18 protein-coding genes are annotated in these 21,262 nt (G+C 63.6%); 17 read left to right on the forward strand and 1 reads right to left on the reverse strand.

The window, feature by feature from the left end:
- Nucleotides 1-117: 117 nt before the first annotated feature.
- Both IB266_RS08555 and IB266_RS08560 read left to right on the forward strand, forming a co-directional pair.
- Nucleotides 118-489 (forward strand): c-type cytochrome, encoded by a 372-nt coding sequence (locus IB266_RS08555; protein ID WP_192260903.1) that lies wholly within the window; start codon nt 118-120, stop codon nt 487-489.
- Nucleotides 490-604: 115 nt separating this feature from the next.
- Nucleotides 605-1,903 (forward strand): D-arabinono-1,4-lactone oxidase, encoded by a 1,299-nt coding sequence (locus tag IB266_RS08560; RefSeq protein ID WP_192261091.1) that lies wholly within the window; start codon nt 605-607, stop codon nt 1,901-1,903.
- A gap of 183 nt (nt 1,904-2,086) precedes the next feature.
- Here IB266_RS08560 and IB266_RS08565 read toward each other — a convergent pair whose 3' ends face one another.
- The gene (locus IB266_RS08565; RefSeq protein WP_192260904.1) at nt 2,087-3,031 is read right to left on the reverse strand and encodes a transporter; all 945 of its coding nucleotides are present in this window, start codon (nt 3,029-3,031) and stop codon (nt 2,087-2,089) included.
- A 206-nt stretch (nt 3,032-3,237) separates the two neighbouring features.
- On the opposite strand from IB266_RS08565, the gene IB266_RS08570 reads away from it, so the two are divergent.
- The 15 genes from IB266_RS08570 (at nt 3,238) to IB266_RS08640 (ending at nt 21,186) form a co-directional block, all read left to right on the forward strand.
- The gene (locus IB266_RS08570) at nt 3,238-4,275 is read left to right on the forward strand and encodes an AraC family transcriptional regulator (RefSeq protein ID WP_192260905.1); all 1,038 of its coding nucleotides are present in this window, start codon (nt 3,238-3,240) and stop codon (nt 4,273-4,275) included.
- An 89-nt stretch (nt 4,276-4,364) separates the two neighbouring features.
- On the forward strand, nt 4,365-5,336 hold the full coding sequence (locus IB266_RS08575; protein WP_192260906.1) for a Gfo/Idh/MocA family protein: 972 nt from the start codon (nt 4,365-4,367) through the stop codon (nt 5,334-5,336).
- 104 nt (nt 5,337-5,440) lie between these two features.
- Nucleotides 5,441-6,199, forward strand: coding sequence for a GntR family transcriptional regulator (locus tag IB266_RS08580; protein WP_192260907.1), 759 nt, complete (start codon nt 5,441-5,443; stop codon nt 6,197-6,199).
- Nucleotides 6,192-7,922 carry a fumarate reductase/succinate dehydrogenase flavoprotein subunit gene (locus tag IB266_RS08585; protein ID WP_060741498.1) on the forward strand — a complete coding sequence of 577 codons (1,731 nt, stop codon included), beginning with the start codon at nt 6,192-6,194 and terminating at the stop codon, nt 7,920-7,922. The genes IB266_RS08580 and IB266_RS08585 overlap by 8 nt, the downstream gene beginning before the upstream one ends.
- 24 nt (nt 7,923-7,946) lie before the next feature.
- Nucleotides 7,947-8,192 carry a ferredoxin family protein gene (locus IB266_RS08590; RefSeq protein ID WP_003180418.1) on the forward strand — a complete coding sequence of 82 codons (246 nt, stop codon included), beginning with the start codon at nt 7,947-7,949 and terminating at the stop codon, nt 8,190-8,192.
- Between the two features lie 235 nt (nt 8,193-8,427).
- A complete protein-coding gene (locus tag IB266_RS08595) occupies nt 8,428-9,834 on the forward strand; it encodes an ABC transporter substrate-binding protein (protein ID WP_192260908.1) in 1,407 nt (468 codons plus the stop codon).
- 128 nt (nt 9,835-9,962) lie between these two features.
- The gene (locus IB266_RS08600) at nt 9,963-10,745 is read left to right on the forward strand and encodes an ABC transporter permease (RefSeq protein ID WP_192260909.1); all 783 of its coding nucleotides are present in this window, start codon (nt 9,963-9,965) and stop codon (nt 10,743-10,745) included.
- A complete protein-coding gene (locus IB266_RS08605; RefSeq protein ID WP_192260910.1) occupies nt 10,745-11,593 on the forward strand; it encodes an ABC transporter ATP-binding protein in 849 nt (282 codons plus the stop codon). Before IB266_RS08600 ends, IB266_RS08605 begins: the two co-directional genes overlap by 1 nt.
- Complete coding sequence (locus tag IB266_RS08610; protein WP_192260911.1) at nt 11,590-12,552, forward strand: HEAT repeat domain-containing protein; 963 nt, start codon at nt 11,590-11,592, stop codon at nt 12,550-12,552. Before IB266_RS08605 ends, IB266_RS08610 begins: the two co-directional genes overlap by 4 nt.
- On the forward strand, nt 12,549-12,827 hold the full coding sequence (locus tag IB266_RS08615) for a DUF971 domain-containing protein (protein WP_192260912.1): 279 nt from the start codon (nt 12,549-12,551) through the stop codon (nt 12,825-12,827). The genes IB266_RS08610 and IB266_RS08615 overlap by 4 nt, the downstream gene beginning before the upstream one ends.
- A gap of 217 nt (nt 12,828-13,044) precedes the next feature.
- On the forward strand, nt 13,045-13,662 hold the full coding sequence (gene lexA, locus IB266_RS08620) for a transcriptional repressor LexA (RefSeq protein ID WP_060741504.1): 618 nt from the start codon (nt 13,045-13,047) through the stop codon (nt 13,660-13,662).
- Nucleotides 13,662-14,294, forward strand: a complete 633-nt coding sequence (gene imuA / locus IB266_RS08625) for a translesion DNA synthesis-associated protein ImuA (RefSeq protein ID WP_192260913.1) — start codon at nt 13,662-13,664, stop codon at nt 14,292-14,294. The genes lexA and imuA overlap by 1 nt, the downstream gene beginning before the upstream one ends.
- 7 nt (nt 14,295-14,301) lie before the next feature.
- Entirely contained in the window at nt 14,302-15,723 is a 1,422-nt protein-coding gene (locus tag IB266_RS08630) for a Y-family DNA polymerase (protein WP_192260914.1), read from the forward strand.
- Nucleotides 15,720-18,797: an error-prone DNA polymerase gene (locus tag IB266_RS08635; RefSeq protein ID WP_192260915.1), complete on the forward strand. Its 3,078-nt coding sequence runs from the start codon at nt 15,720-15,722 to the stop codon at nt 18,795-18,797. The genes IB266_RS08630 and IB266_RS08635 overlap by 4 nt, the downstream gene beginning before the upstream one ends.
- A 277-nt stretch (nt 18,798-19,074) precedes the next feature.
- The gene (locus IB266_RS08640) at nt 19,075-21,186 is read left to right on the forward strand and encodes a PAS domain-containing sensor histidine kinase (RefSeq protein ID WP_192260916.1); all 2,112 of its coding nucleotides are present in this window, start codon (nt 19,075-19,077) and stop codon (nt 21,184-21,186) included.
- The last annotated feature ends 76 nt before the right edge of the window (nt 21,187-21,262 follow it).

A 21,262-nucleotide genomic window follows, 5' to 3' on the forward strand; every position in this document is an offset into this window, starting at 1 on the left:
AAGCCCCCTTTTATGGCCCCCAATGACCTCAAGCGGATGCGGTGGCGTGCCTTAGTGTGGGAACTGCCAGACCCACCACAAGAAAGGCGCAGCCATTGCGCCGCCAAGAGGGGCCTTATGTCGGCAATCACGCCTTCCTTCCTGTTTCGAACCGCTGCCGTCGTGTCGTTCGGCGCGTTGCTTGCCGCGTGTGGCGAAGAGGCCAAACCGCCCGCGCCCACGGTATTCACGGCCATGCCCAGCGATGCGGCACTGGCCCAGGTCTACGACAGCAGCTGCAAGCTCTGCCACGCCAACCCCGGCGCCGGGGCACCGTTGACCGGCGATACGAACGCCTGGGCCCCGCGGGTTGCCCAGGGCGCCGACACCCTGCTGGACCACGCGATCAACGGCTACAACGGCATGCCGCCGATGGGCCTGTGCATGCACTGTTCCGAAGAGCAGTTCCTGGCCCTGATCGCCTTCATGTCCGGTCAACACTTCCAATAATGAATACGGGTACTACGGCATGACGATGGATTACTCACGGCGTCGGTTGCTGCAACAGGCCGGCGTTGTCGCCGCCTTCACGGCGCTGGGCAGCCAGGGCGCCCTGGCCGAGCTGATGCGTGCGCCGCGGTTGATCCCGTGGCGCAACTGGTCCGGTGCGCAGAGTTGCCTGCCGGCGGCGCGCCTGGCCCCCAAGGACCTCGATGAACTGGTACAGGTGGTACGCCGCGCCGAAGGGCGGATTCGTCCGGTGGGTTCCGGTCATTCCTTCAGCGCCCTGGTGCCCACCGATGGCACCTTGTTGTCGCTGAGCTTTTTCAGTGGCCTGCTGGATCACGACGAGGCCAGTCTGCAAGCCGCGTTCGGCGGCGGCACGCCCATGTCGCGCATGGGCCCGGCGCTCAAGGCCATCGGCCAGGCACTGCCGAACATGGCCGATGTGGATTACCAGACCCTGGCCGGTGCCATCGCAACCTCGACCCACGGTACCGGCAAGGCCTTTGGCTCGTACGCGTCCCAGGTCGTCGGCCTGCAACTGGTGACGGCCAGCGGCGAGGTCCTCGATTGCGATGCCCAGCATCATGCCGAAGTGTTCAAGGCTGGCCGGGTGTCCCTTGGCGCGCTGGGGCTGGTGACCCGCGTGCGCCTGCAGAACCGCGCCGCCTATCGCTTGCGCGAGCACCAGTGGGTGGCGAAAACCGAGGAGTTGCTCGAGGACGTGGACGCCAACACCCGGGACAACCAGCACTGGGAAATGCAAGTCGTTACCCACTCCGACTATGCGCTGTCGATCACCCTGAACGAGACCACGGATCCGGTTACGCCGCCGATCAGCCCCGAGGAAGAGGGCGGCAATGAGTTCGTTTCCCTGATCGAAAACCTCGACAAGTACGGCAGCGATTTTCCGGCGATCCGGCGAGCGTTGCTCAACAGCCTGCGGCTGGTGGCCGATTTCGATGACCGCGTCGGCGACTCCCATGACATCTACGCCAACGCCCGTACGGTACGCTTCAACGAGATGGAGTATTCAGTCCCGGCTGAACACGGCCCGGCGTGCCTGCGGGAGATCCTTGCACTGATCCGCGACAAGGACCTGCGCACCTGGTTTCCCATCGAATACCGCTACGTGAAGGCCGACGACATTGCCTTGAGCATGTTCGAAGGCCGGGACAGTTGCTCGATCTCCGTGCACCAGCACTACCAGATGGACCATCATAATTTCTTCGCCGCCATCGAGCCGATTTTCTGGAAGTACCAGGGCCGTCCCCACTGGGGGAAATTGCACTCCCTGAACGCCAAGGCCCTCCAGGCGCTGTACCCGCGCTGGACTGAATTCACCCAGGTGCGCCAGGCACTGGACCCTGGCGGCAAGTTCCTCAATGGGCATCTTTCATCGATTCTGGGTTTGAGCTGAAGCAAGAACCTGTGGGAGCGAGCTGGCTCGCGATGGCGGTGCATCAGTCGACATTCATGCAAACTGATCCATTGCTATCGCGAGCAAGCTCGCTCCCACAATTGTTTTGGGGTGTTCATAAGGATCTGTATTCCCCTGCACACCTCCTGTGGGAGCGAGCCTGCTCGCGAAGCAGCGACTCGGTCAAAACGCAAACGGAATACTGATCTTGGCCCAGAGCATTTCCCCTTCCGGACGATTCTCCACGTCGAATTCCTTGGCCCAACGGATCTCGGCGCTGGCGTATTTGAGGAAGGTCAGGTGCAGCGCCGGGCCAATGGCAAAGACCTGGCCGCGTACGCCATCGTCCACGTCTTGCCCGGCGAATTGCACGGTGCGGCCATACTGTTTGTCGTCAGTGGTCTGCTTGAGGTAGTAGCCGTTGAGCCCCAGCCTCAGGTTGTCGGTCACGCGGTAGCTGGCGGAATAATCGAAGTGGAAAATCTGCCCCGAACGGTAGTCGGTGTCCTTGTTCTTGCGGTTGAAGCTGTAGGTGGTTTTCATCGACACCTCGGTGTCTTCCGTGGGCAACCAGGTGAAGGAAAACAGCGGCTTGTAGGTGTAGAAATTGTTGCTGGTGTTGGCCAATCGATCGGTGCTGTATTCGCCGGTCGGTACGGTGATTTCCACCGCCGCGGCCAGGGTCAGGTTTTTGCCCATGTCCCAGAGCACGATGGGCGAAATGGTCGTGTCGCCCATGCCCTCGCGGGTGTCGTGCAGGCCGAACACCGAAACTTCCTGCTTGATCCAGGGTTGGGCGATGTAGATCCCCGCGCGCCCACCGGCCACCCGCAACGGGCTCAGGTAATCGATGCGCGGGACCACTGCCGTGGATTCGATTTCGACATCCGGCAGTTCGCCGCCCAATGAACTGATGTTGAATTTCCGGGCCTTGTAATGGTTGTAGTAGAGGTTGAACGCGACCATGTGGTCCGGAAGGCTGTCGACCTCCAGCGGCAACACAAAAAAGCCGTCGGTGCCAGGGCCGATGTTGTCCACCCCCGATTCGGTCGCCAGGGCGGGCAGGGCACCGCCGCAGGCCAGGCCGAGGGTCAGTTGCAAGGCGAATGTCGTGCGGGTCGGGTTCATGAGGGGGCTCATTATTATTGTTGGAAATGCACCGGAGGTCCGAGTCATACAAATAAGCCGTTCGCCGCCGACAGGGCAGGGTATTGGCGGCCATACAGGGGACTTGGGCGGCCAGATTTTTATGCCCCTCTATCCAGCGGCTCATGCTAACTTTATGAAATAACCGGTTACAAAAACGCCACCTAACGTGCTCCGGAATCCGCCCCATGCAGATGAAAGTCATCGACCCCACCTATGAATTGGCGCTGGTATCGCCATTCCTGCTGCAAACCCTGGCCGAGGTGGTGGCGGACAAGGGCTTCGATGCCGCCAGCCTGTGTCGCGGCCTGGGGTTCGACCTCGATGACCTGCAAGATCCGGCCCAGCGCATTTCCTACCGCCAGGCCGTGATCATGATTCAACGTTCGCTCAAGCTGTTGCCCGACCAGGGCCTGGGGCTGTGGGTGGGTGATCGCAACGTGCTTGGCACCCTCGGCCTGCTGGGCCACGTCTTGTCGTTGTGCGAAACCCTGCGCGATGCCTTCGCCTTGGGGGTTCGTTACCAGCACACCACCGGCGGCATCGCGGTGACCCGCGTCGAAGAAGCCACTGACCGAATCAGGGTCGAGGCCACTTGCCGCCTGCCTTTCGCCGAGATCCAGGTGTTTGCCGTGGAAGAGTTCTTCGCCAGCCTGATGGTCTATGGCCGGGCGCTGGCCAGTCCCGATTTCAAGCCCCTGGCCGTGGAGTTCATGCACGCCGCGCCGTCCTATGCCCAGGAGTATCAGCGGATATTGGGACCGGATGTGCGCTTCGGTTGCCGGCACAATCGTATGTTGATCGATGTGCGCTGGCTGGATATGCGCCTGCCCAATCATCACCCGCTGGCCCTGCGCCAGGCATTGGCCTTGCTGGAGCAGGAGGCCTGCGAGGTCCACCAGAAGATCGACCTGATCCAGACCGTGGAACGGGCCATTGCCCGGGACCTGACCCGTGGCAGCCACATCGAGAAAATCGCCGGCGATCTCAACATAAGCAGCCGCACCCTGCGTCGGCGCCTGACCGAACACAACCTGACCTTCGAGACCTTGCTCGAACAAGTGCGCCGCGGCCGCACCCTGAACCTGCTGGCCAACCCCGAGCTGTCCATCGAGCGCATCACCGAAGAAGTCGGTTACAGCGATGTGCGCAGTTTCCGCCGGGCGTTCCGGCGATGGACCGGCATGAGCCCGAGCGCGTTTCGCAACGAGGGGCAAACGTTGTAGCCACGACATTCAGGCTGGGTCTGATTAAACTCCTGCCTTTTTTGAGGGGCTCATTGCGCAGCCTGGGCCTTGATTCCATGAGTCAAACGATGAAAACGGTACGCTGGGGCATGATCGGGTGTGGCAGCGTGACGGAACGCAAGAGTGGGCCGGCTTTCTACAAGGCGCCCGGTTCAGCGCTGGTAGCGGTGATGGGGCGACGTCTGGAGGCCGTGTCCGATTATGCTGGACGCCACGGCATCGCCAGGTTCTACACCGACGCGCAGGCCCTGATCGATGATCCCGAAGTCGATGCGGTTTACATTGCGACGCCGCCCGACAGTCATTTGAGCTATAGCCTGCTGGTGGCTGCCGCAGGCAAACATTGCTGTGTCGAGAAACCCATGTCCCTCAATGTCGCGCAGAGCCGGGAAATGCAGCGCGTATTCAACACCGCAGGGGTGCAGCTGTTTGTGTCGTACTACCGGCGCTCGCTGCCGCGTTTTCGCAAAGTGCGGCAATGGATCGAGCAAGGATGCATCGGTGACATCCGGCATTTGACCTGGACGCTGACTAAGCCCGCGTCATCGGCGGATATCAGCGGTGCGACCAATTGGCGTACCGATCCGGCGATTGCGGGCGGAGGTTATTTCACGGACCTGGCCTGCCATGGCCTTGACCTGTTCCAGTTCCTGTTGGGGGACATCGTCGAGGTGACAGGTTTCGCCGCTCGCCAGAACGGTTTGTATCAGGCGGAAGATGCGGTCGTGGCCAATTGGCGTTTTGCCTGCGGGGCCACAGGCATGGGCTGTTGGAACTTCGTCGCTGACCGACGTGAGGACCGTGTGGAAGTGATTGGCAGTCAAGGCCGGATCAGCTTCTCGGTGTTCGATGAGGCGCCGCTGCAACTGTGTACGGACACCTCCGTCAGCCTCGACATCCCTCATCATCCTGAGCATATCCAGTGGCACCATGTACTCGGCATGAATGCCCATATCCGTGGTGAGTCGAAGCATCCCGCCGTGGCCGAAGAGGCCTTGAAGACCGACTGGGTGATGGACCGCATTCTCCAGCGCCGCTGAGGCCAGCCACGTGGGCATAACCTAATGCTCAAAGAGTATTTCCCAAGCGTCGGACGGTTTCCCTAAGATCACGTCATAACTCGTTATGACAAGTGATAGGGGCCATGTCCGACAACGTTCTTTCCCTCAACAGCGTACCGCTGCACACACAACTGCGAGACGTGCTGCGTGCGCGGATTCTCGACGGTGAATACCCCCAGGGCGAGCAGATGCCCTCGGAAAGCGAGCTCGGCGCCTTGTTTCGCGTCAGCCGCATCACCGTGCGCCAGGCTTTGGGCGATCTGCAAAAGGAAGGCCTGATTTTCAAGATCCATGGCAAAGGCACGTTCGTGGCCAAGCCCAAGACCTTCCAGAACGTCAGCACTCTCCAGGGCCTGGCCGAGTCCATGACCGGGCGCGGTTTCGAGGTGATCAACCGCTTGCTCAGTTTCAAGTTCATCGCAGCCGACAAACAGGTGGCCGAGCGCCTGAAGTTGACGGAAGGGGACACGGTGGCGCAGATCAAACGGGTGCGCTTGATCAACCGCGAGCCGGTTTCCCTGGAGATCACCTACCTGCCCAAGGCCCTGGGTGAACGGTTGGAAAAGGCCGACCTGGTCACCCGCGACATTTTCCTGATCCTGGAAAACGACTGCGCCTTGACCTTGGGCCACGCCGATCTGGCCATCGATGCGGTGCTGGCCGACAGCGACCTGACCCAGGCGCTGGAGGTCGAACCAGGCTCGCCCATCATGCGCATCGAGCGCCTGACCCATGACGCCAGCGGCCAGCCCCTGGACTTCGAACACCTCTATTACCGCGGCGATGCCTTCCAGTACCGCTTGCGGATCGACCGGCACAAAGGGACGCAGCTCCATGACTAGAAGCACCCTGGAACAGGAATACGACATTGTCGTCATCGGCGGTGGCACGGCCGGGCCCATGGCGGCGATCAAGGCCAAGGAACGCAACCGTGACTTGCGCGTGTTGCTGGTGGACAAGGCCAACGTCAAGCGCAGCGGTGCCATCAGCATGGGCATGGACGGCTTGAACAACGCCATCATCCCCGGCCATTCCACGCCCGAGCAGTACACCAAGGAAATCACCATCGCCAACGACGGCATCGTCAACCAGGCGGCGGTGTACGCCTATGCCACCCACAGCTTCGAAACGATCGAGCAACTGGACCGCTGGGGCGTGAAGTTCGAGAAGGATGAAACCGGCGACTACGCGGTGAAAAAGGTCCATCACATGGGCGCCTACGTGCTGCCGATGCCGGAAGGGCACGACATCAAGAAGGTGCTTTATCGCCAACTGAAACGGGCGCGAGTGAGCATCACCAATCGGCTGGTCTGCACCCGCTTACTGACCGATGAAGCGGGCGCGGTGAACGGCGTGATGGGCTTCGATTGCCGCACCGCCGACTTTCATGTGATCAAGGCCAAGGCCGTGATTCTCTGCTGCGGCGCGGCGGGGCGCCTGGGCTTGCCGGCCTCCGGCTACCTGATGGGCACGTATGAGAACCCGACCAATGCCGGCGATGGTTATGCCATGGCCTATCACGCCGGTGCCGAACTGGCGAACCTGGAGTGCTTCCAGATCAACCCGTTGATCAAGGACTACAACGGCCCGGCGTGCGCCTATGTCACCGGGCCCCTGGGCGGCTACACCGCCAACAACAAGGGCGAGCGCTTCATCGAGTGCGATTACTGGAGCGGGCAGATGATGTGGGAGTTCCATCAGGAACTCGAAGGTGGCAATGGCCCGGTGTTCCTCAAGCTCGATCATCTGGCCGAGGAGACCATCCAGAACATCGAAGAGATACTGCACAGCAACGAACGGCCGAGTCGCGGTCAGTTCCATGCCAACCGCGGCACCGACTACCGCACGCAGATGGTGGAGATGCATATTTCCGAAATCGGTTTTTGCAGCGGCCATTCGGCGTCGGGCGTGTGGGTCAACGAGCGGGCCGAGACCTCGGTCAAGGGCCTGTACTCGGCCGGCGACATGGCGGCAGTGCCGCACAACTACATGCTCGGTGCGTTCACCTACGGCTGGTTTGCCGGTAACAACGCCGCGGACTTCGTCGCCGGGAAGGATTTCTCGGCGCTGGATGCCGGGCAGATCGAACGGGAGAGGGCACGTGTCTACGCGCCGCTGGACCGCGAGCACGGCCTGCCGCCGGCCCAGGTGGAATACAAGCTGCGTCGCTTCGTCAACGATTACCTGCAACCGCCGAAAGTCACCAAGAAAATGCAGATCGGCCTGCAACGCTTCAGCGATATCCAGCGCGACCTGGACCAACTCAAGGCTCACAACCCTCATGAGCTGATGCGCGCCATGGAAGTCAGCGTGATCCGCGACTGCGCCGAAATGGCCGCCCGTGCCTCGCTGTTTCGCGCCGAAAGCCGTTGGGGCCTGTACCACTATCGGGTCGATCATCCACAACGCAACGACAGCGACTGGTTCTGCCATTGCCATTTGAAGAAGGGCGATGACGGCGCGATGACTTCATTCAAGAAAGCCGTCGAACCCTACGTCATCGCCCTCGATGCCGACGAACTGCAGGCCTACGACCGGCTGCGGGTCGGTGCTGACGCGGCGTGAACCGTCCACCCAGAGAGAACCCCCATGGCCTATCAACCCCAGGAAATCTTTTTCCGCTCCAATGCCCCCGTCACCGTGGACGAGGATAAATGCATCGCCCACAAGGGCTGCACGGTTTGCGTCGATGTCTGTCCCATGGACCTGCTGGCGATCAACCCGGCGACCCAGAAGGCCTACATGGCGTTCGACGAATGCTGGTACTGCATGCCGTGTGAAAAGGACTGCCCGACGGGGGCGGTGAAAGTGGAGATTCCGTATCTGTTGCGCTGACTGACAGGACGTCATCGCGAGCAAGCTCGCTCCCACAGTGGGTCGAAGCCAATCGCAGATCTTATGCACACCGATAAACCTGTGGGAGCGAGCTTGCTCGCGATGAGGCCCACCCAAACACCACAAAAGCCATCCGGCCACCCCCGGACGCCACATTCAGAACACCCCTCGTTTCCCACCGCGCCCTGATCGTGGCGGAGACGACATCCAATAAATGATTCGAGGGGACACACCCATGCTATTGCGTGCAGCACTCGCCGGTCTGGTACTGGCTTCATTGACCCTGCCTGCCCAGGCAGAAACCATCCGTATCGCCATCGGCACCCAGGACACCACCATCAACTGCGCCGCCGGCGGGTTGTTGATCCGGGAGCTGGGCCTGCTGGATAAATACCTGCCCCATGACGGCGCCTATAAGGACGCCCAATACGATATCCAGTGGAAGAACTTCACCAGCGGCGCGCCGCTGACCAACGAGATGGTCGCCGGCAAACTCGACTTCGGTGCCATGGCCGATTTCCCTGGGGCGTTCAACGGCGTGGCGTTCGAAACCGCCGGCAAGCACAGCCTGTTCATTAGCGTGCTGTCGGGCAGCACCCAGGGCAGCGGCAACGGCATCGTGGTGCCCAGTGCGTCGGGCGTGCAGTCCCTGGCCGAGCTCAAGGGCAAGACCATTTCCGTGCCGTTTGCCTCCACCGCCCACGGTATGTTGTTGCGCGCCGTCGCTGCCCAGGGCTGGGATCCGCTCAAGGATGTGAACATCATTGCCCAGCCGCCGGAAGTCGCCGGCTCGGCGCTGCAAGCCGGCAAGATCGACGCCCACGCCGACTTCGTGCCGTTCGCCGAACTGTTCCCCAGCCGGGGTTTCGCCCGCAAGATCTACGACGGCGCCCAGGCCAACACACCGACGTTCCACGGCGCGCTGGTGGACCAGGCCTATGCCAAGCAATACCCGGAAATCGTCGTCGCCTACCTGCGCGCCACCATCGAGGCCAATCAACTGCTGGCCGCCGAGCCGGAGAAGTACAGCGAGCTGATCGCCAAGGTCACCGGGGTGGATGCCGAGGTCAATTACCTGTTTCACGGGCCGCTGGGGGTGCAGACCCGCGACCTGACCTGGAAACCGGAATACCGCCAGGCCGTCGGCACCGCCATCGACACCCTCAAGCTGCTGAAAAAGGCTGATCGCGGCCTGGACCTCAATACCTTCATCGATGATCAGTACATCCGCGCCGCCTTCAAGGCGTCGAACCTGGACTACACCGCGCAACTGGCTAACTACGCCCAGACCCCGCTGGGCAGCAGCGATGCGTCGACCGGCCAGGCAATCGCCGACGCCCGCCACGTGGCCGAGATCTGGGTACGCGGCGAGCCGAAAGTGCGCCATTACGCCTCGGCCCAATCGGCCTTCGCCGCGCTGGCGAGTCTCAAGCAGGAAGGCAAGGGCATCCGCGCCGTCTATGCCCAGGCCAGCGACAGCGGAATCAAGCTGCTGGCCGAACAGGCGTGGTTCGCCAGTGATACCAAGGGCCAGCTCAGTGCGTTCCTGCTCAAGGGGCAGGCCCAGCAATTTGCCACGGCCCAGGGCGGAAAAGTCTTCGACTTCAGCGAGGCCACCACCCAGGCCGTTGCCGCCCGCTGATTTCGGCCAATGACCTGTGGGAGCGAGCTTGCTCGCGATAGCGGCGTGTCAGTCACATCCATTCAACTGATCTGACGCTATCGCGAGCAAGCTCGCTCCCACAGGGGTACACATCAGAGGATAAATTCGTGTCCCCATTATCCAAACGCTGGCTCCTGCGAGCCGCTTCACTGCTGCTCTGCCTGTTGTTCTGGCAACTCGCTGCAACCGGCCACTGGAACCTAGGCCTGGTGACCTTCGCCAACGTCCCGACGCCACTGGCGGTGATCCAGGCGGCGCTGGGCCTGGGAGAGTCGGGCAATCTTGCCCGACACCTGGGCAGCAGTCTGGGCCGGGTCTTTGCCGGTTATAGCGCGGCGCTGTTGATCGGCGTGGCGCTGGGCCTGGCCATCGGTCGTTCGAAATGGGCCGAAGACCTGTTGCTGCCGCCCCTGGAAGTGCTGCGGCCGATCCCGGCGGTGGCCTGGATTCCCCTGGCGATCCTGATGTTCCCTTCGTCAGAACTGTCGATGGTGTTCATCACCTTCACTGGCGCGCTGTTCCCGATCCTGCTCAACACCGTACACGGCGTCGAAGGCGTGGACCGGCGTTTGATCGCCTCGGCGAAAAGCCTCGGGGCCGGACGCCGGGCGATCCTGTTGGAAGTGATTTTGCCGGGCGCCGCGCCGAGCATCATCACCGGCCTGGCCATCGGCATGGGCACGTCCTGGTTCTGCCTGGTGACGGCGGAAATGATCGCCGGCCAGTACGGCATCGGCTACTACACCTGGGCCTCCTACACCGTGCAGAACTACGCCGACATCGTCGTCGGCATGTTGCTGATCGGTGTGTTGGGCATGGGCAGCAGCCTGTTGATCAAACGCCTGGGCGGGCTGTTCACGCCTTGGCATCGGCCACGAGGAAAAGCCTGATGAGCATGATGCAAACACCCGAAGGACGGATCGATATCCATCAGTTGTCCATTGTCCTTGGCCAGGGGGCCCAGGCCTTCGAAGCGGTCCAGGGGCTCGATTGCCAGATCGAGGCGGGCCAGTTCGTCTGTGTCCTCGGGCCGTCCGGCTGCGGCAAGTCCACCTTGCTCGGGGCCTTGGCCGGGCATCTGCAACCGCGTTCCGGCAGCTTGAATGTCGACGGCTTGAGCGTTTCCGGCCCGTCGCCCCAACGCGGCATGGTGTTCCAGCAACACACGCTGTTTCCCTGGCGCAGCGTGCGCGACAACGTCGCCTTCGGCCTGAAGATGCGTGGCCTGGGCAAGGCCGAACGGCACCGGGCCGCTGATGAAATCCTTGCGCTGGTGGGCCTGGAAGGCTTCGCCGGGCACTGGCCGGACCAGCTCTCCGGAGGCATGCAGCAACGGGTGGAGATCGCCCGGGTGCTGGTCAACCGTCCACGGCTGCTGCTGATGGACGAACCCTTCGGCGCGCTCGATGCCCTGACCCGGTTGAATATGCAGGAGCTGCTGCTGGACATCTGGACCCGCATTCGCACCACCGTGGTGTTCGTCACCCACGACATCGACGAGGCGCTGTTCCTGGCCGATCGCTTGCTGGTGATGAGCCCGCGTCCGGGGCGGATCATCGAGGACCTGCGCCTGGACTTCCCACGGCCACGCACGACCGAACTGGTCACCCGCCCTGAATTCTCCCGCTTGAAGCGTCACTGCCTCGACCTGCTGCGCCATGAAGACGGCCGACAGTTGCCGCGCCTCAATCCCCTCGGGCTTCCCCCTGAAACCTCCTTGCCGCGATTTGCCCTATGACCTCTCTATTCGAAAACACCGACAACGACGACATCCTTGCCCTGCAACCACGCCTGACTGACGAGGATCCGGGCGTGCGCCGCATCGCCCTGATCGAACTGGCCGACCTTGAGGAGCCTGAAGGCCTGCTGTGGCTGGTGGACCGTCTGGCCGAGGACCCCAGTGCCGACGTGCGAGCCGAAGCCGCGCGATTGCTTGAAGCCTGGGAGGACGCGCCGGTGGTGACGGCCTTGTGCGAGGCCCTGACCGATCCGTCGCCAAGTGTGCAGGCCGCTGCCGCCCAGAGCCTGAGCCTGCTCAAGAGCGGGGCGGCGGGAAGGGTGATCCTGCCCTGGACGGCACATGCCGAGGCCGGTGTGCGCGTCGCGGCGTTCAGGGCCTTGCGCGAGTTGCGCTTGCTCGACGCGGCACCGGCGGCAATCGTTGCTCTGGCTGACGGCGATGCCAGCGTGCGCCGCGAGGCGGTTGGCGTGCTGGGCTGGCTCAAGCACCTCGACGCCTTGCCGGCCTTGGCCCGGTTGGCCAGTGATGATCCGGATACGGAGGTGCGCCGCGCGGCCACCGGCGCCCTTGGCCTGGCTTCGGATGCGCAAGTCTTGCCGGCGCTGCGCCAGGCCCTCCGGGATCCGGCCTGGGCGGTGCGCGAAGAAGCCGCCACCACCTTGGGCAAGGTCGGACACGCCGATGCCGGTCCGGCCCTGGTCGAGGCCTTGGGCGACGATTATTGGCAAGTGCGCTTGCGGGCCACTCGCAGCCTCGGTCGCTTGCGTTACGCCCCGGCGTTGGCGGCATTGATCGAAACCCTGGGCCATCGCATCAGCAACTTGCGCAAGGAGGCGGCCCTGGCCTTGGGAGAGTTGAACGAACCAGGTGCTATCCCGGCGTTGCAGGCGGCCCAGGACGATGGCGACCCCGAAGTGCGCAAGGCCGTACGCATTGCCTTGGGTCAACTGCAATGAGCCCGCTGGCGCTGGGCAACTCCCAAGGCAAAGGTCAATTGCGCCTGGACTGGCCCGACGGTCGGGAACAACGCCTGGACCATGCCACCCTGCGCCAGCACTGCCCATGCTCGCGGTGCCGGGCGCTGCGCCTGCAAGGGCTGACCGTCCAGGTCGATCCGCGGATCCGGGTGGTGGCGGTCAACCCACAGGGCTACGGGGTGCAACTGGTCTTCAGTGATGGACATGAGCGGGGTATTTACCCGTGGGCCTACCTGGCGGGGCTTGAGCACTGACACACTTAAGGAAAAGTGATGAAACCTGTGGCGAGGGAGCTTGCTCCCGCTGGGTGGCAGTGTAGGAGCTGTCGAGTGCAACGAGGCTGCGATCTTGTCCCAGACAATTGAATCTGGCGTGAAAGATCAAAAGATCGCAGCCTTCGGCAGCTCCTACGCGCAGGCAAGCTGTGAACTGACTGGCGGCGCTTGTCAGAAAAATCCCGAAAGAGTACAAATGTACTCCATGACGACTCTCACCCCCCGCCGCACCGCCATCCTGACGTTCATCCGCGAACGCATCGCCGATCAGGGGCAGCCTCCCAGCCTCGCTGAAATCAGCGAGGCGTTCGGTTTCGCCTCCCGTAGCGTGGCGCGCAAGCATGTGCTGGCGTTGACCGAGGCCGGTTTCATCGAAGTCAATCCGCACCAGGCCCGGGGCATCCGGCTGTTGAACCAGCCGCCACGGCCTGAACTGCTGGACGTGCCGGTGCTGGGCCGGGTAGCGGCTGGCGTGCCGATCGGTGCCGACGCCGAGGTTCACAGCCGCCTCATGCTGGACCCGGCGATTTTCACCAAGGCGCCGGATTACCTGCTGCGGGTCCAGGGTGATTCGATGATCGAGGACGGCATTCTTGACGGTGACCTGGTGGGCGTTCAGCGCACCCCCCAGGCTTCCAACGGCCAGATCGTCGTGGCGCGCCTGGACGGTGAAGTCACTATCAAGCGCTTCGAGCGCATCGGCGAACGGGTGCGGTTGCTGCCGCGCAACCCGGCCTACCAGCCGATCATCGTCGAGGCCGACCAGGACCTGGCGATAGAAGGGGTGTTCTGTGGCTTGGTGAGGCAAGGTTGATGGGCGCTGTCGTTGCGCTGGACACGCTGTTCAACGGCGGCCAGGTCTGGAAGGGCCGGCCTGCGCCGCCGGCCGTCAGTCCGCAACCCACTGGCCATGCAGCACTGGATGCGGCGTTGCCCAGTGGCGGCTGGCCGGAGGCGGCCTTGACGGAACTGCTCATCGCCGCGCCGGGCGTGGGCGAGTTGCAATTGGTGTGGCCGACCCTGGCGCGGCTGTCGGCAGCGGGGGAGCGGATCGTGCTGGTGGCGCCGCCGTTCGTGCCTTATCCCCAGGCCTGGCAGAACGCCGGCATCGACCTGCGCCAGTTGTCGGTGATCCGCGCCGATGAGCGCGATGCCCTGTGGGCCACCGAACAATGCCTGCGTTCGGGCAGTTGTGGTGCGGTGCTGTGTTGGCCCCGCCAGGCGGACGACCGGGCCTTGCGGCGCTTGCAAGTGGCGGCGGAAACCGGCCAGGCCCTGGCGTTCGCCTGGCGCTCGATCCAGGAAGCCATCAACCCGTCGCCGGCGGCGCTGCGCATTGCCATCGACACCCGACCTGCGCAGTTGCGCGTGCTCAAGTGCCGGGGCGGGCTGGCCCGGTCGGCGCCGATTGCCTTTGCCACGCTCGCCCCACAAACCGGGCATTGAGGTTGCGATGCGCTGGGTCTGTATTCTCTTCCCGCAATTGGCGCTGGACGCCGCGCTGCGTCAGCGCCCCGATCCCGACCAGCCCCTGGCATTGCTGACCGGCCCGGCCCAGCGTCGGGTGCTGCAAGCGGTGAACGCGCCGGCACGGGCCCTGGGCTTGCGGCCCGGCCAGACCATGACCGCCGCCCAGGCCTTGAGCAAAGGCTTTGCCACCGCGGAATACGACGCGGCGCAGATCGAACATTGGCAGCAGTTCCTGGCAGCCTGGGCCTACCGTTTCAGCTCTCAGGTCAGCGTGCATTATCCGCGTACGCTGCTGTTCGAGATCGAGTCGAGCCTGGGCCTGTTCGGACCCTGGCCGGTGTTCGAGACGCGCTTGCGAGCCGAGCTGACCGAGCTGGGCTTTCGTCATCGCATCGTCGCCGCTCCCAATCCAGTGGCGGCACGGGTGTTGGCCAATGCCTATGACGCCTTGGTGGTGCCCGATGCCGAGACCTTGCAACAGTACCTGGGACACATGCCCGTGGAGCGAATCGGCCTGGAACCCGACGTCGCCACGGCGCTGTCACGCATGGGCCTGCGTCGCCTGAGCCAGGTCCAGGCCTTGCCCCGGCAGACCCTGGCACGGCGCTTCGAGGCCCAGGTGCTCAAGCACCTCGACGCGTTGACGGGCCATCGCACCCTGGCGCTGTCGTTCTACCTGCCACCGGACCGTTTCGATGTGCGCATCGAGCTCAACTATGACGTGCAATCCCATCAGGCGCTGTTGTTCCCGTTGCGCCGCCTGACCGGTGACCTGTCGGCCTTCCTCTGCGGACGCGACAGCGGCGTGCAGCGCTTCGACTTGCACCTGGAACACGCCGGGTTGCCGGATACCGTGATCAAGGTCGGCCTGCTCAGCGCCGAACGGGCCCCGGCGATGCTCTTCGAACTGGCCCGTGGTCGCTTGGAACAGGTGCAGGTCGAGGCCCCGGTGCGGGGCTTTCGCTTGTGTGCCGAAGACCTGCCGAGCTTCGTGCCCCAGCGCCTGGAGTTGTTCGACGAACGCCCCCAACAATCATTGCCCTGGGAGCAACTGCGCGAACGCTTGCGGGCCCGGCTGGGGGATGATGCCGTGCAGGGCCTGGGGTTTCGCGACGACCATCGGCCTGAGTGCGCCTGGCAGATGACGTCCCAACCCCGATCCCAGGCTTGTCCGGTGCGCGACGGCGTGCAGCGTCCCGGCTGGCTGCTGGAGGAGCCCCAGGCATTGGCGCAAGGTCAGGCGCACATACTCATGGGCCCCGAGCGCATCGAGACCGGTTGGTGGGATGGCGCGGATGTGCGCCGCGACTATTACCTGATCGAAACCCGCAGCGGACAACGTGGCTGGGCCTATCGACCGGTGGGCGAGGGCGGGCCGCTGTGGCTGCAGGGCTGGTTCGCATGAGCGTTGAGTATGCCGAGCTGCATTGCCTGTCGAACTTCAGCTTCCAGCGCGGCGCCTCCAGTGCCCTGGAGTTGTGCCGTCGCGCCAAGCAGCAGGGCTACCAGGCCCTGGCGATCACCGACGAATGCACCCTGGCCGGGATCGTCCGGGCCTGGCAGGCGGCCAAAGAGTTGGCGCTGCCACTGATCGTCGGCAGCGAGATCCAGGTCGAGAACGGTCCGAAACTGGTGTTGCTGGTGGAAAACCTGGACGGTTATCAAACCTTGTGCCGGTTGATCACCCGCGCCCGGCGTCGCAGCGAGAAGGGCCACTACCGCATCGTGCGAGAGGATTTCGACCAACCCTTGCCGGGACTGCTGGCGTTGTGGATAGCCGAGGGCAAAGACGCCGAGGAACATGGACGTTGGCTCCAGCCGATCTTTGCCGGGAGCCTGTGGCTGACGGTCCAGTTGCATTGCGCACAGGACGACCGTCGTCGGTTGACAGACTCGTTGGTGCTGGCCGAGCGCTTGGCGCTTCCGGCCGTGGCCAGCGGCGATGTGCACATGCACGCGCGCGGCCGTCGCGCCTTGCAGGACACCATGACCGCCATCCGTCACCATGTCACGGTGGCCGAGGCCGGCCAGCGCTTGCACCCCAACGGCGAGCGCCACCTGCGCAGCCGCGAGGATCTGGCCGATCTCTACCCGCAGGCCTTGCTCGATGAAACCCTGAACATCGCCCGACGCTGCACCTTCGACCTTGGCCAATTGCGCTATCAATACCCCCGCGAGCTGGTGCCCGAGGGGCATGATCCGGCGTCCTGGCTGCGGGAACTGACCGAGCGCGGCATGCGCGAGCGGTGGAAGGACGGCGTGACAGACAAGGTGCGGGTGCAGATCGACAAGGAGCTGAGCCTGATCGCCGAGTTGGGCTATGACAGCTATTTCCTCACCGTGCAGGACATCGTCAGTTTTGCCCGCAGCCGTCATATCCTTTGCCAGGGGCGCGGTTCGGCGGCCAACTCGGCGGTGTGCTACGCCTTGGGCATCACCGAAATCGACCCCAGCCTCACCAGCCTGTTGTTCGAACGTTTCCTGTCCCGGGAGCGCAACGAGCCGCCGGACATCGACGTCGACTTCGAACACGACCGTCGCGAGGAAGTGCTGCAATACGTGTTCCAGCGCTACGGTCGGCATCGTGCGGCCTTGACGGCAGTGGTCAGCAGTTACCACGGGGCCGGGGCGGTACGCGATGTGGCCAAGGCCTTGGGCTTGCCGCCGGATCAGGTCAATGCCCTGGCCGATTGCTGTGGGCGCTGGAGCGACGAGGCGCCGCCGGTGGAGCGCTTGCGTGAAGGCGGCTTCGATCCGGACAGCCCGGTGTTGCGTCGGGTCCTGAGCCTGACCCGGCAATTGATCGGTTTTCCCCGGCACTTATCCCAGCACCCTGGCGGCTTCGTGATTTCCGAACAGCCCCTGGACACCCTGGTGCCGGTGGAAAACGCTGCCATGGCCGAGCGCACCATCATCCAGTGGGACAAGGACGACCTGGACGCGGTCGGGCTGCTCAAGGTGGACATCCTGGCCTTGGGCATGCTCAGCGCGATCCGGCGCTGTTTCGACTTGATCGAGCAGTACCGGGGGCAGCGTTATGCCCTGGCGTCGCTGCCCCAGGACGATCGGGCTACCTATGAAATGATCAGTCGCGCCGACACCATCGGTGTCTTCCAGATCGAGTCCCGGGCGCAGATGTCGATGTTGCCTCGGCTGAGGCCCAAGACGTTCTACGACTTGGTCATCGAAGTGGCGATCGTGCGGCCCGGGCCGATCCAGGGTGGGATGGTGCATCCGTACCTGCGGCGCAGAAACAACGAAGAGGCGGTGACTTATCCCTCTGACGCGTTGAAAGGAGTACTCAACCGCACCCTGGGTGTTCCCTTGTTCCAGGAGCAGGTCATGCAGATCGCCATCGTCGCGGCCGATTACACCCCGGGAGAAGCCGACCAGTTGCGGCGTTCCATGGCTGCCTGGAAACGTCACGGCGGGTTGGAGCCCCATCGGGAACGCCTGGCGCAGGGGATGCAGAAAAACGGCTACACCGCCGAATTCGCCGCGCAAATCTTCGAACAGATCAAAGGTTTCGGCAATTACGGTTTCCCCGAGTCCCACGCCGCCAGTTTCGCCTTGCTGACCTACGCCAGCAGTTGGCTCAAATGCCACGAACCGGCGGCATTCGCCTGTGCCCTGATCAACAGCTGGCCGATGGGCTTCTACAGCCCGGACCAGATCCTCCAGGATGCCCGCCGGCATCAACTGTCGATCCATCCGGTGGACGCGCGCGCCAGCGATTGGGATTGCAGCCTCGAGCCCATGGACGGCCGGCAACCGGCGATCCGCCTGGGGTTGCGCCTGGTCAAGGGCTTTCGCGAAGAGGATGCCCAGCGTATCGAAGCGGCGCGCCGGCATCGGCCTTTCAGCGATGTGGCCGACTTGGGCGAGCGCGCGCAACTCGATGCCCGGGCCCTGGCGCAACTGGCCGACGCGGGGGCCTTGCAGGGCTTGGCCGGGGATCGCCATCGGGCCCGCTGGGAAGTGGCCGGAGTGCAGAAGCAACTGGGTTTGTTCGCCAGTTTGCCCAGCCAGGAAGAACCGCCCGTGGCGCTGCCCGAACCCACACCGGGGGAAAACCTGTTTGCCGATTACGCCACGCTGGGCACGACACTGGGCCCTCATCCGCTGGCCCTACTGCGTCCCGAACTGCGCGCCCGGCGCTGCCGCAGCTCCCGGGAATTGCAGGACGTGGAGCATGGCCGCAATGTCAGCGTCGCCGGGCTGGTCACCGGCCGCCAACGCCCGGGCACGGCCAGCGGCGTGACCTTCGTCACCCTGGAAGATGAGTTCGGCAACCTCAACGTGGTGGTCTGGCGCGACCTGGCCGAGCGTCAACGCAAGACCCTGGTGGGCTCGCAATTGCTCAGGGTCGACGGCCGCTGGGAAAGCGTCGGCGAGGTCCGCCACTTGATCGCCGGGCGCTTGAGCGACCTGACTGAATTGCTGGCGGGTATCCAAGTGCAGAGCCGCGATTTTCGCTGAACCCCAGCAACACCGCCGTTTTTGTGGCGAGGGAGCTTGCTCCCGCTGGGCTGCGTAGCAGCCCCCCAAAAAAAATGGTTTACGCAATCCATCAGGCACACCGCGTCAGCCGGTTTACGACGGCTGCGCCGCCGAGCGGGAGCAAGCTCCCTCGCCACAGGATTGTGCGCAAACCGATCACCATGAAACCAAACGCCAACCTGGCGCTCGAAGCTCTGATCGCAAGGGATTTGTGTCTGTTGATTCCCTGCAGGCATTTTGAGGTTCAGAGTCGACCATGGAGTTTCTATCCCAGAATCACGGCTGCCCTGGGTGGGGTGGTGAGATGGCCGGGCGTATCCAGGCGTTCGATTGGAGCCGAACCGAGTTGGGCGCCATCGAGCACTGGTCCGCCAGCTTGCGTAGCGCTGTCCAATTGTTGCTGGCTTCGCCCCTGCCGATGGTGATGTTGTGGGGCCGCCAGGGCTTCATGATTTACAACGATGCCTATGCCGAGTTCGCCGGCGGCCGGCATCCCTACTTGCTGGGGTGCGCGGTGGAGTTGGGGTGGCCGGAGGTTGCCGAATTCAATCGCCATGTGCTGGACGTCTGTCTGGCCGGCGGCACCTTGTCCTATCGCAGCAAAGAGCTGGTCCTGCTGCGCGATGGCAAGCCTGAAGACGTGTGGATGGACCTCTACTACAGCCCGGTGCCCGATGATGACCAGTCCCCGGGGGGCGTGCTGGCGATTGTGGTGGAAACCACGGAGCACGTATTGACCGAGCGCGCCCGGCAAGAGGCCGAACGCAGTTACCGCGCGGTCAATGAACGCATCCAGCTGGCGCTCTCGGCCGGGCCCTTGCTGGGGTCGTTCGTCTGGGACATCCAGGCCGACACGCTGTCGGGCGATGAGCGTTTTGCCCGTACCTTCAACTACCCACCCGACTGTTCGCTGGACGCACTGCCCATCGAGATTGCCCGCCAGGGCATCCACCCGGACGACCTTGAAGAGGTCAACCAGCGGGTCGAACTGACCGTGCGCACAGGCACGCCCTACAGCGCTGAGTATCGGGTCCGCCGCCTGGGCGGTGACTACCGGTGGGTGCTGGCCAGCGGTCGCTGCGAGTTCGACGGGACAGGCCGGCCCCTGCGGTTTCCGGGAGTGCTGATTGATATCAACGAGCGCAAGACGGCCGAAGCTTCGCTGCTCAAATTCACCCGCGACCTGGAGCAGCGTGTTGCCAACGAGGTGCAGGCGCGGTTGGCAGCGGAAGAGCAGTTGCGCCAGTCGCAGAAGCTCGAGGCCATTGGCGGCCTCACCGGTGGCGTGGCCCATGACTTCAACAACTTGCTGCAAGTGATCGCCGGCAATCTGCACTTGCTGGCCCGCCACGAACGGGACAACGCCAATGTGCAACGGCGGGTCAGTGCCTCCATCGAAGCCGTGGAGCGGGGCGCCAAGTTGTCATCGCAACTGCTGGCTTTTGCCCGGCGCCAGCCATTGTCACCGGCGGTCTACAACCCTCGGCGCATCTACGAGGGCATGGGTGAACTGCTGCAACGGGCCTTGGGCGAAACCATCCTGATTGAAGTGAGCCTGCCCCAAGAACCCTGGCGCATCCATGTCGATCGCAATCAGCTGGAAAATGCCCTGTTGAACCTGGCGATCAATGCGCGTGATGCCATGCGGGGCGAGGGCACCATCCATCTGATCGGCGAGAACATCGTGCTCGATGAGGCGTTTTGCGCCGGCAAGGGGATTGCGGCCGGCGACTATGTCCGGCTGTCGGTGATCGATTGCGGTGCCGGTATGCCGCCCGACGTCCTGAAGCAGGTGTTCGAACCGTTTTTCACCACCAAGACCGATGGCCAGGGCACCGGGCTTGGATTGAGCATGGTGTTCGGGTTCGTCAAGCAGAGTGGCGGCCATATCGAGATCGCCAGTGACCTGGGCGAAGGCACGCGGGTGCGGATGTATTTCCCTCGAAGCCTAGCGCCTGAAACAGGGGAAACCGAGCAACATGATGCGCTTCATTCCGGCCGGCAAGAGACGATCCTGGTGGTGGAGGACAACGCCGAGGTGCGCAGCGCGTCGGTGGAACTGCTGGAACAGTCCGGCTACAAGACCCTCACGGCCGCCAACGGCGATGAGGCGATGAAGCTGCTGCTGGATGGCACCCCGGTGGACCTGATCTTCACCGACGTGGTCATGCCCGGCCTGATCAAGAGTTCCGACCTGGCCGCCTGGGCCAAGGTGCAGACTCCGCCGGTCCCCGTGCTGTTCACCTCGGGGCACACCCGGGACATCATCTCCCGCAACCATCAATTGAGCCCCGATACCCATTTGTTGAGCAAACCCTACGGTCCGGACGCACTGGCCCGGATGGTGAGGAGCGTGCTGGGCGGTTGATCGCGGCGTCTTAAACAAATGGAACCGAAGCCGTCGCGTCACCTTCGAATGTTCAAGACCGGTCATCCATCCGGCC

It is taken from the genome of Pseudomonas sp. Pdm06, from assembly GCF_014851795.1.
Classification (GTDB): domain Bacteria; phylum Pseudomonadota; class Gammaproteobacteria; order Pseudomonadales; family Pseudomonadaceae; genus Aquipseudomonas; species Aquipseudomonas fluorescens_AA.

Excerpts from the sequence above, each read along its gene's own strand:
- IB266_RS08605 (WP_192260910.1), top strand. The coding sequence starts at position 10,745 with ATGAGCATGATGCAAACACCCGAAGGACGGATCGATATCCATCAGTTG.
- IB266_RS08580 (WP_192260907.1), top strand. The coding sequence starts at position 5,441 with ATGTCCGACAACGTTCTTTCCCTCAACAGCGTACCGCTGCACACACAA.
- IB266_RS08595 (WP_192260908.1), top strand. The coding sequence starts at position 8,428 with ATGCTATTGCGTGCAGCACTCGCCGGTCTGGTACTGGCTTCATTGACC.
- IB266_RS08585 (WP_060741498.1), top strand. The coding sequence starts at position 6,192 with ATGACTAGAAGCACCCTGGAACAGGAATACGACATTGTCGTCATCGGC.
- IB266_RS08560 (WP_192261091.1), top strand. The coding sequence starts at position 605 with ATGCGTGCGCCGCGGTTGATCCCGTGGCGCAACTGGTCCGGTGCGCAG.
- IB266_RS08635 (WP_192260915.1), top strand. The coding sequence starts at position 15,720 with ATGAGCGTTGAGTATGCCGAGCTGCATTGCCTGTCGAACTTCAGCTTC.
- IB266_RS08555 (WP_192260903.1), top strand. The coding sequence starts at position 118 with ATGTCGGCAATCACGCCTTCCTTCCTGTTTCGAACCGCTGCCGTCGTG.
- IB266_RS08610 (WP_192260911.1), top strand. The coding sequence starts at position 11,590 with ATGACCTCTCTATTCGAAAACACCGACAACGACGACATCCTTGCCCTG.
- IB266_RS08575 (WP_192260906.1), top strand. The coding sequence starts at position 4,365 with ATGAAAACGGTACGCTGGGGCATGATCGGGTGTGGCAGCGTGACGGAA.
- IB266_RS08570 (WP_192260905.1), top strand. The coding sequence starts at position 3,238 with ATGCAGATGAAAGTCATCGACCCCACCTATGAATTGGCGCTGGTATCG.
- lexA (WP_060741504.1), top strand. The coding sequence starts at position 13,045 with ATGTACTCCATGACGACTCTCACCCCCCGCCGCACCGCCATCCTGACG.
- IB266_RS08590 (WP_003180418.1), top strand. The coding sequence starts at position 7,947 with ATGGCCTATCAACCCCAGGAAATCTTTTTCCGCTCCAATGCCCCCGTC.
- imuA (WP_192260913.1), top strand. The coding sequence starts at position 13,662 with ATGGGCGCTGTCGTTGCGCTGGACACGCTGTTCAACGGCGGCCAGGTC.
- IB266_RS08615 (WP_192260912.1), top strand. The coding sequence starts at position 12,549 with ATGAGCCCGCTGGCGCTGGGCAACTCCCAAGGCAAAGGTCAATTGCGC.
- IB266_RS08640 (WP_192260916.1), top strand. The coding sequence starts at position 19,075 with ATGGAGTTTCTATCCCAGAATCACGGCTGCCCTGGGTGGGGTGGTGAG.
- IB266_RS08565 (WP_192260904.1), bottom strand. The coding sequence starts at position 3,031 with ATGAACCCGACCCGCACGACATTCGCCTTGCAACTGACCCTCGGCCTG.
- IB266_RS08630 (WP_192260914.1), top strand. The coding sequence starts at position 14,302 with ATGCGCTGGGTCTGTATTCTCTTCCCGCAATTGGCGCTGGACGCCGCG.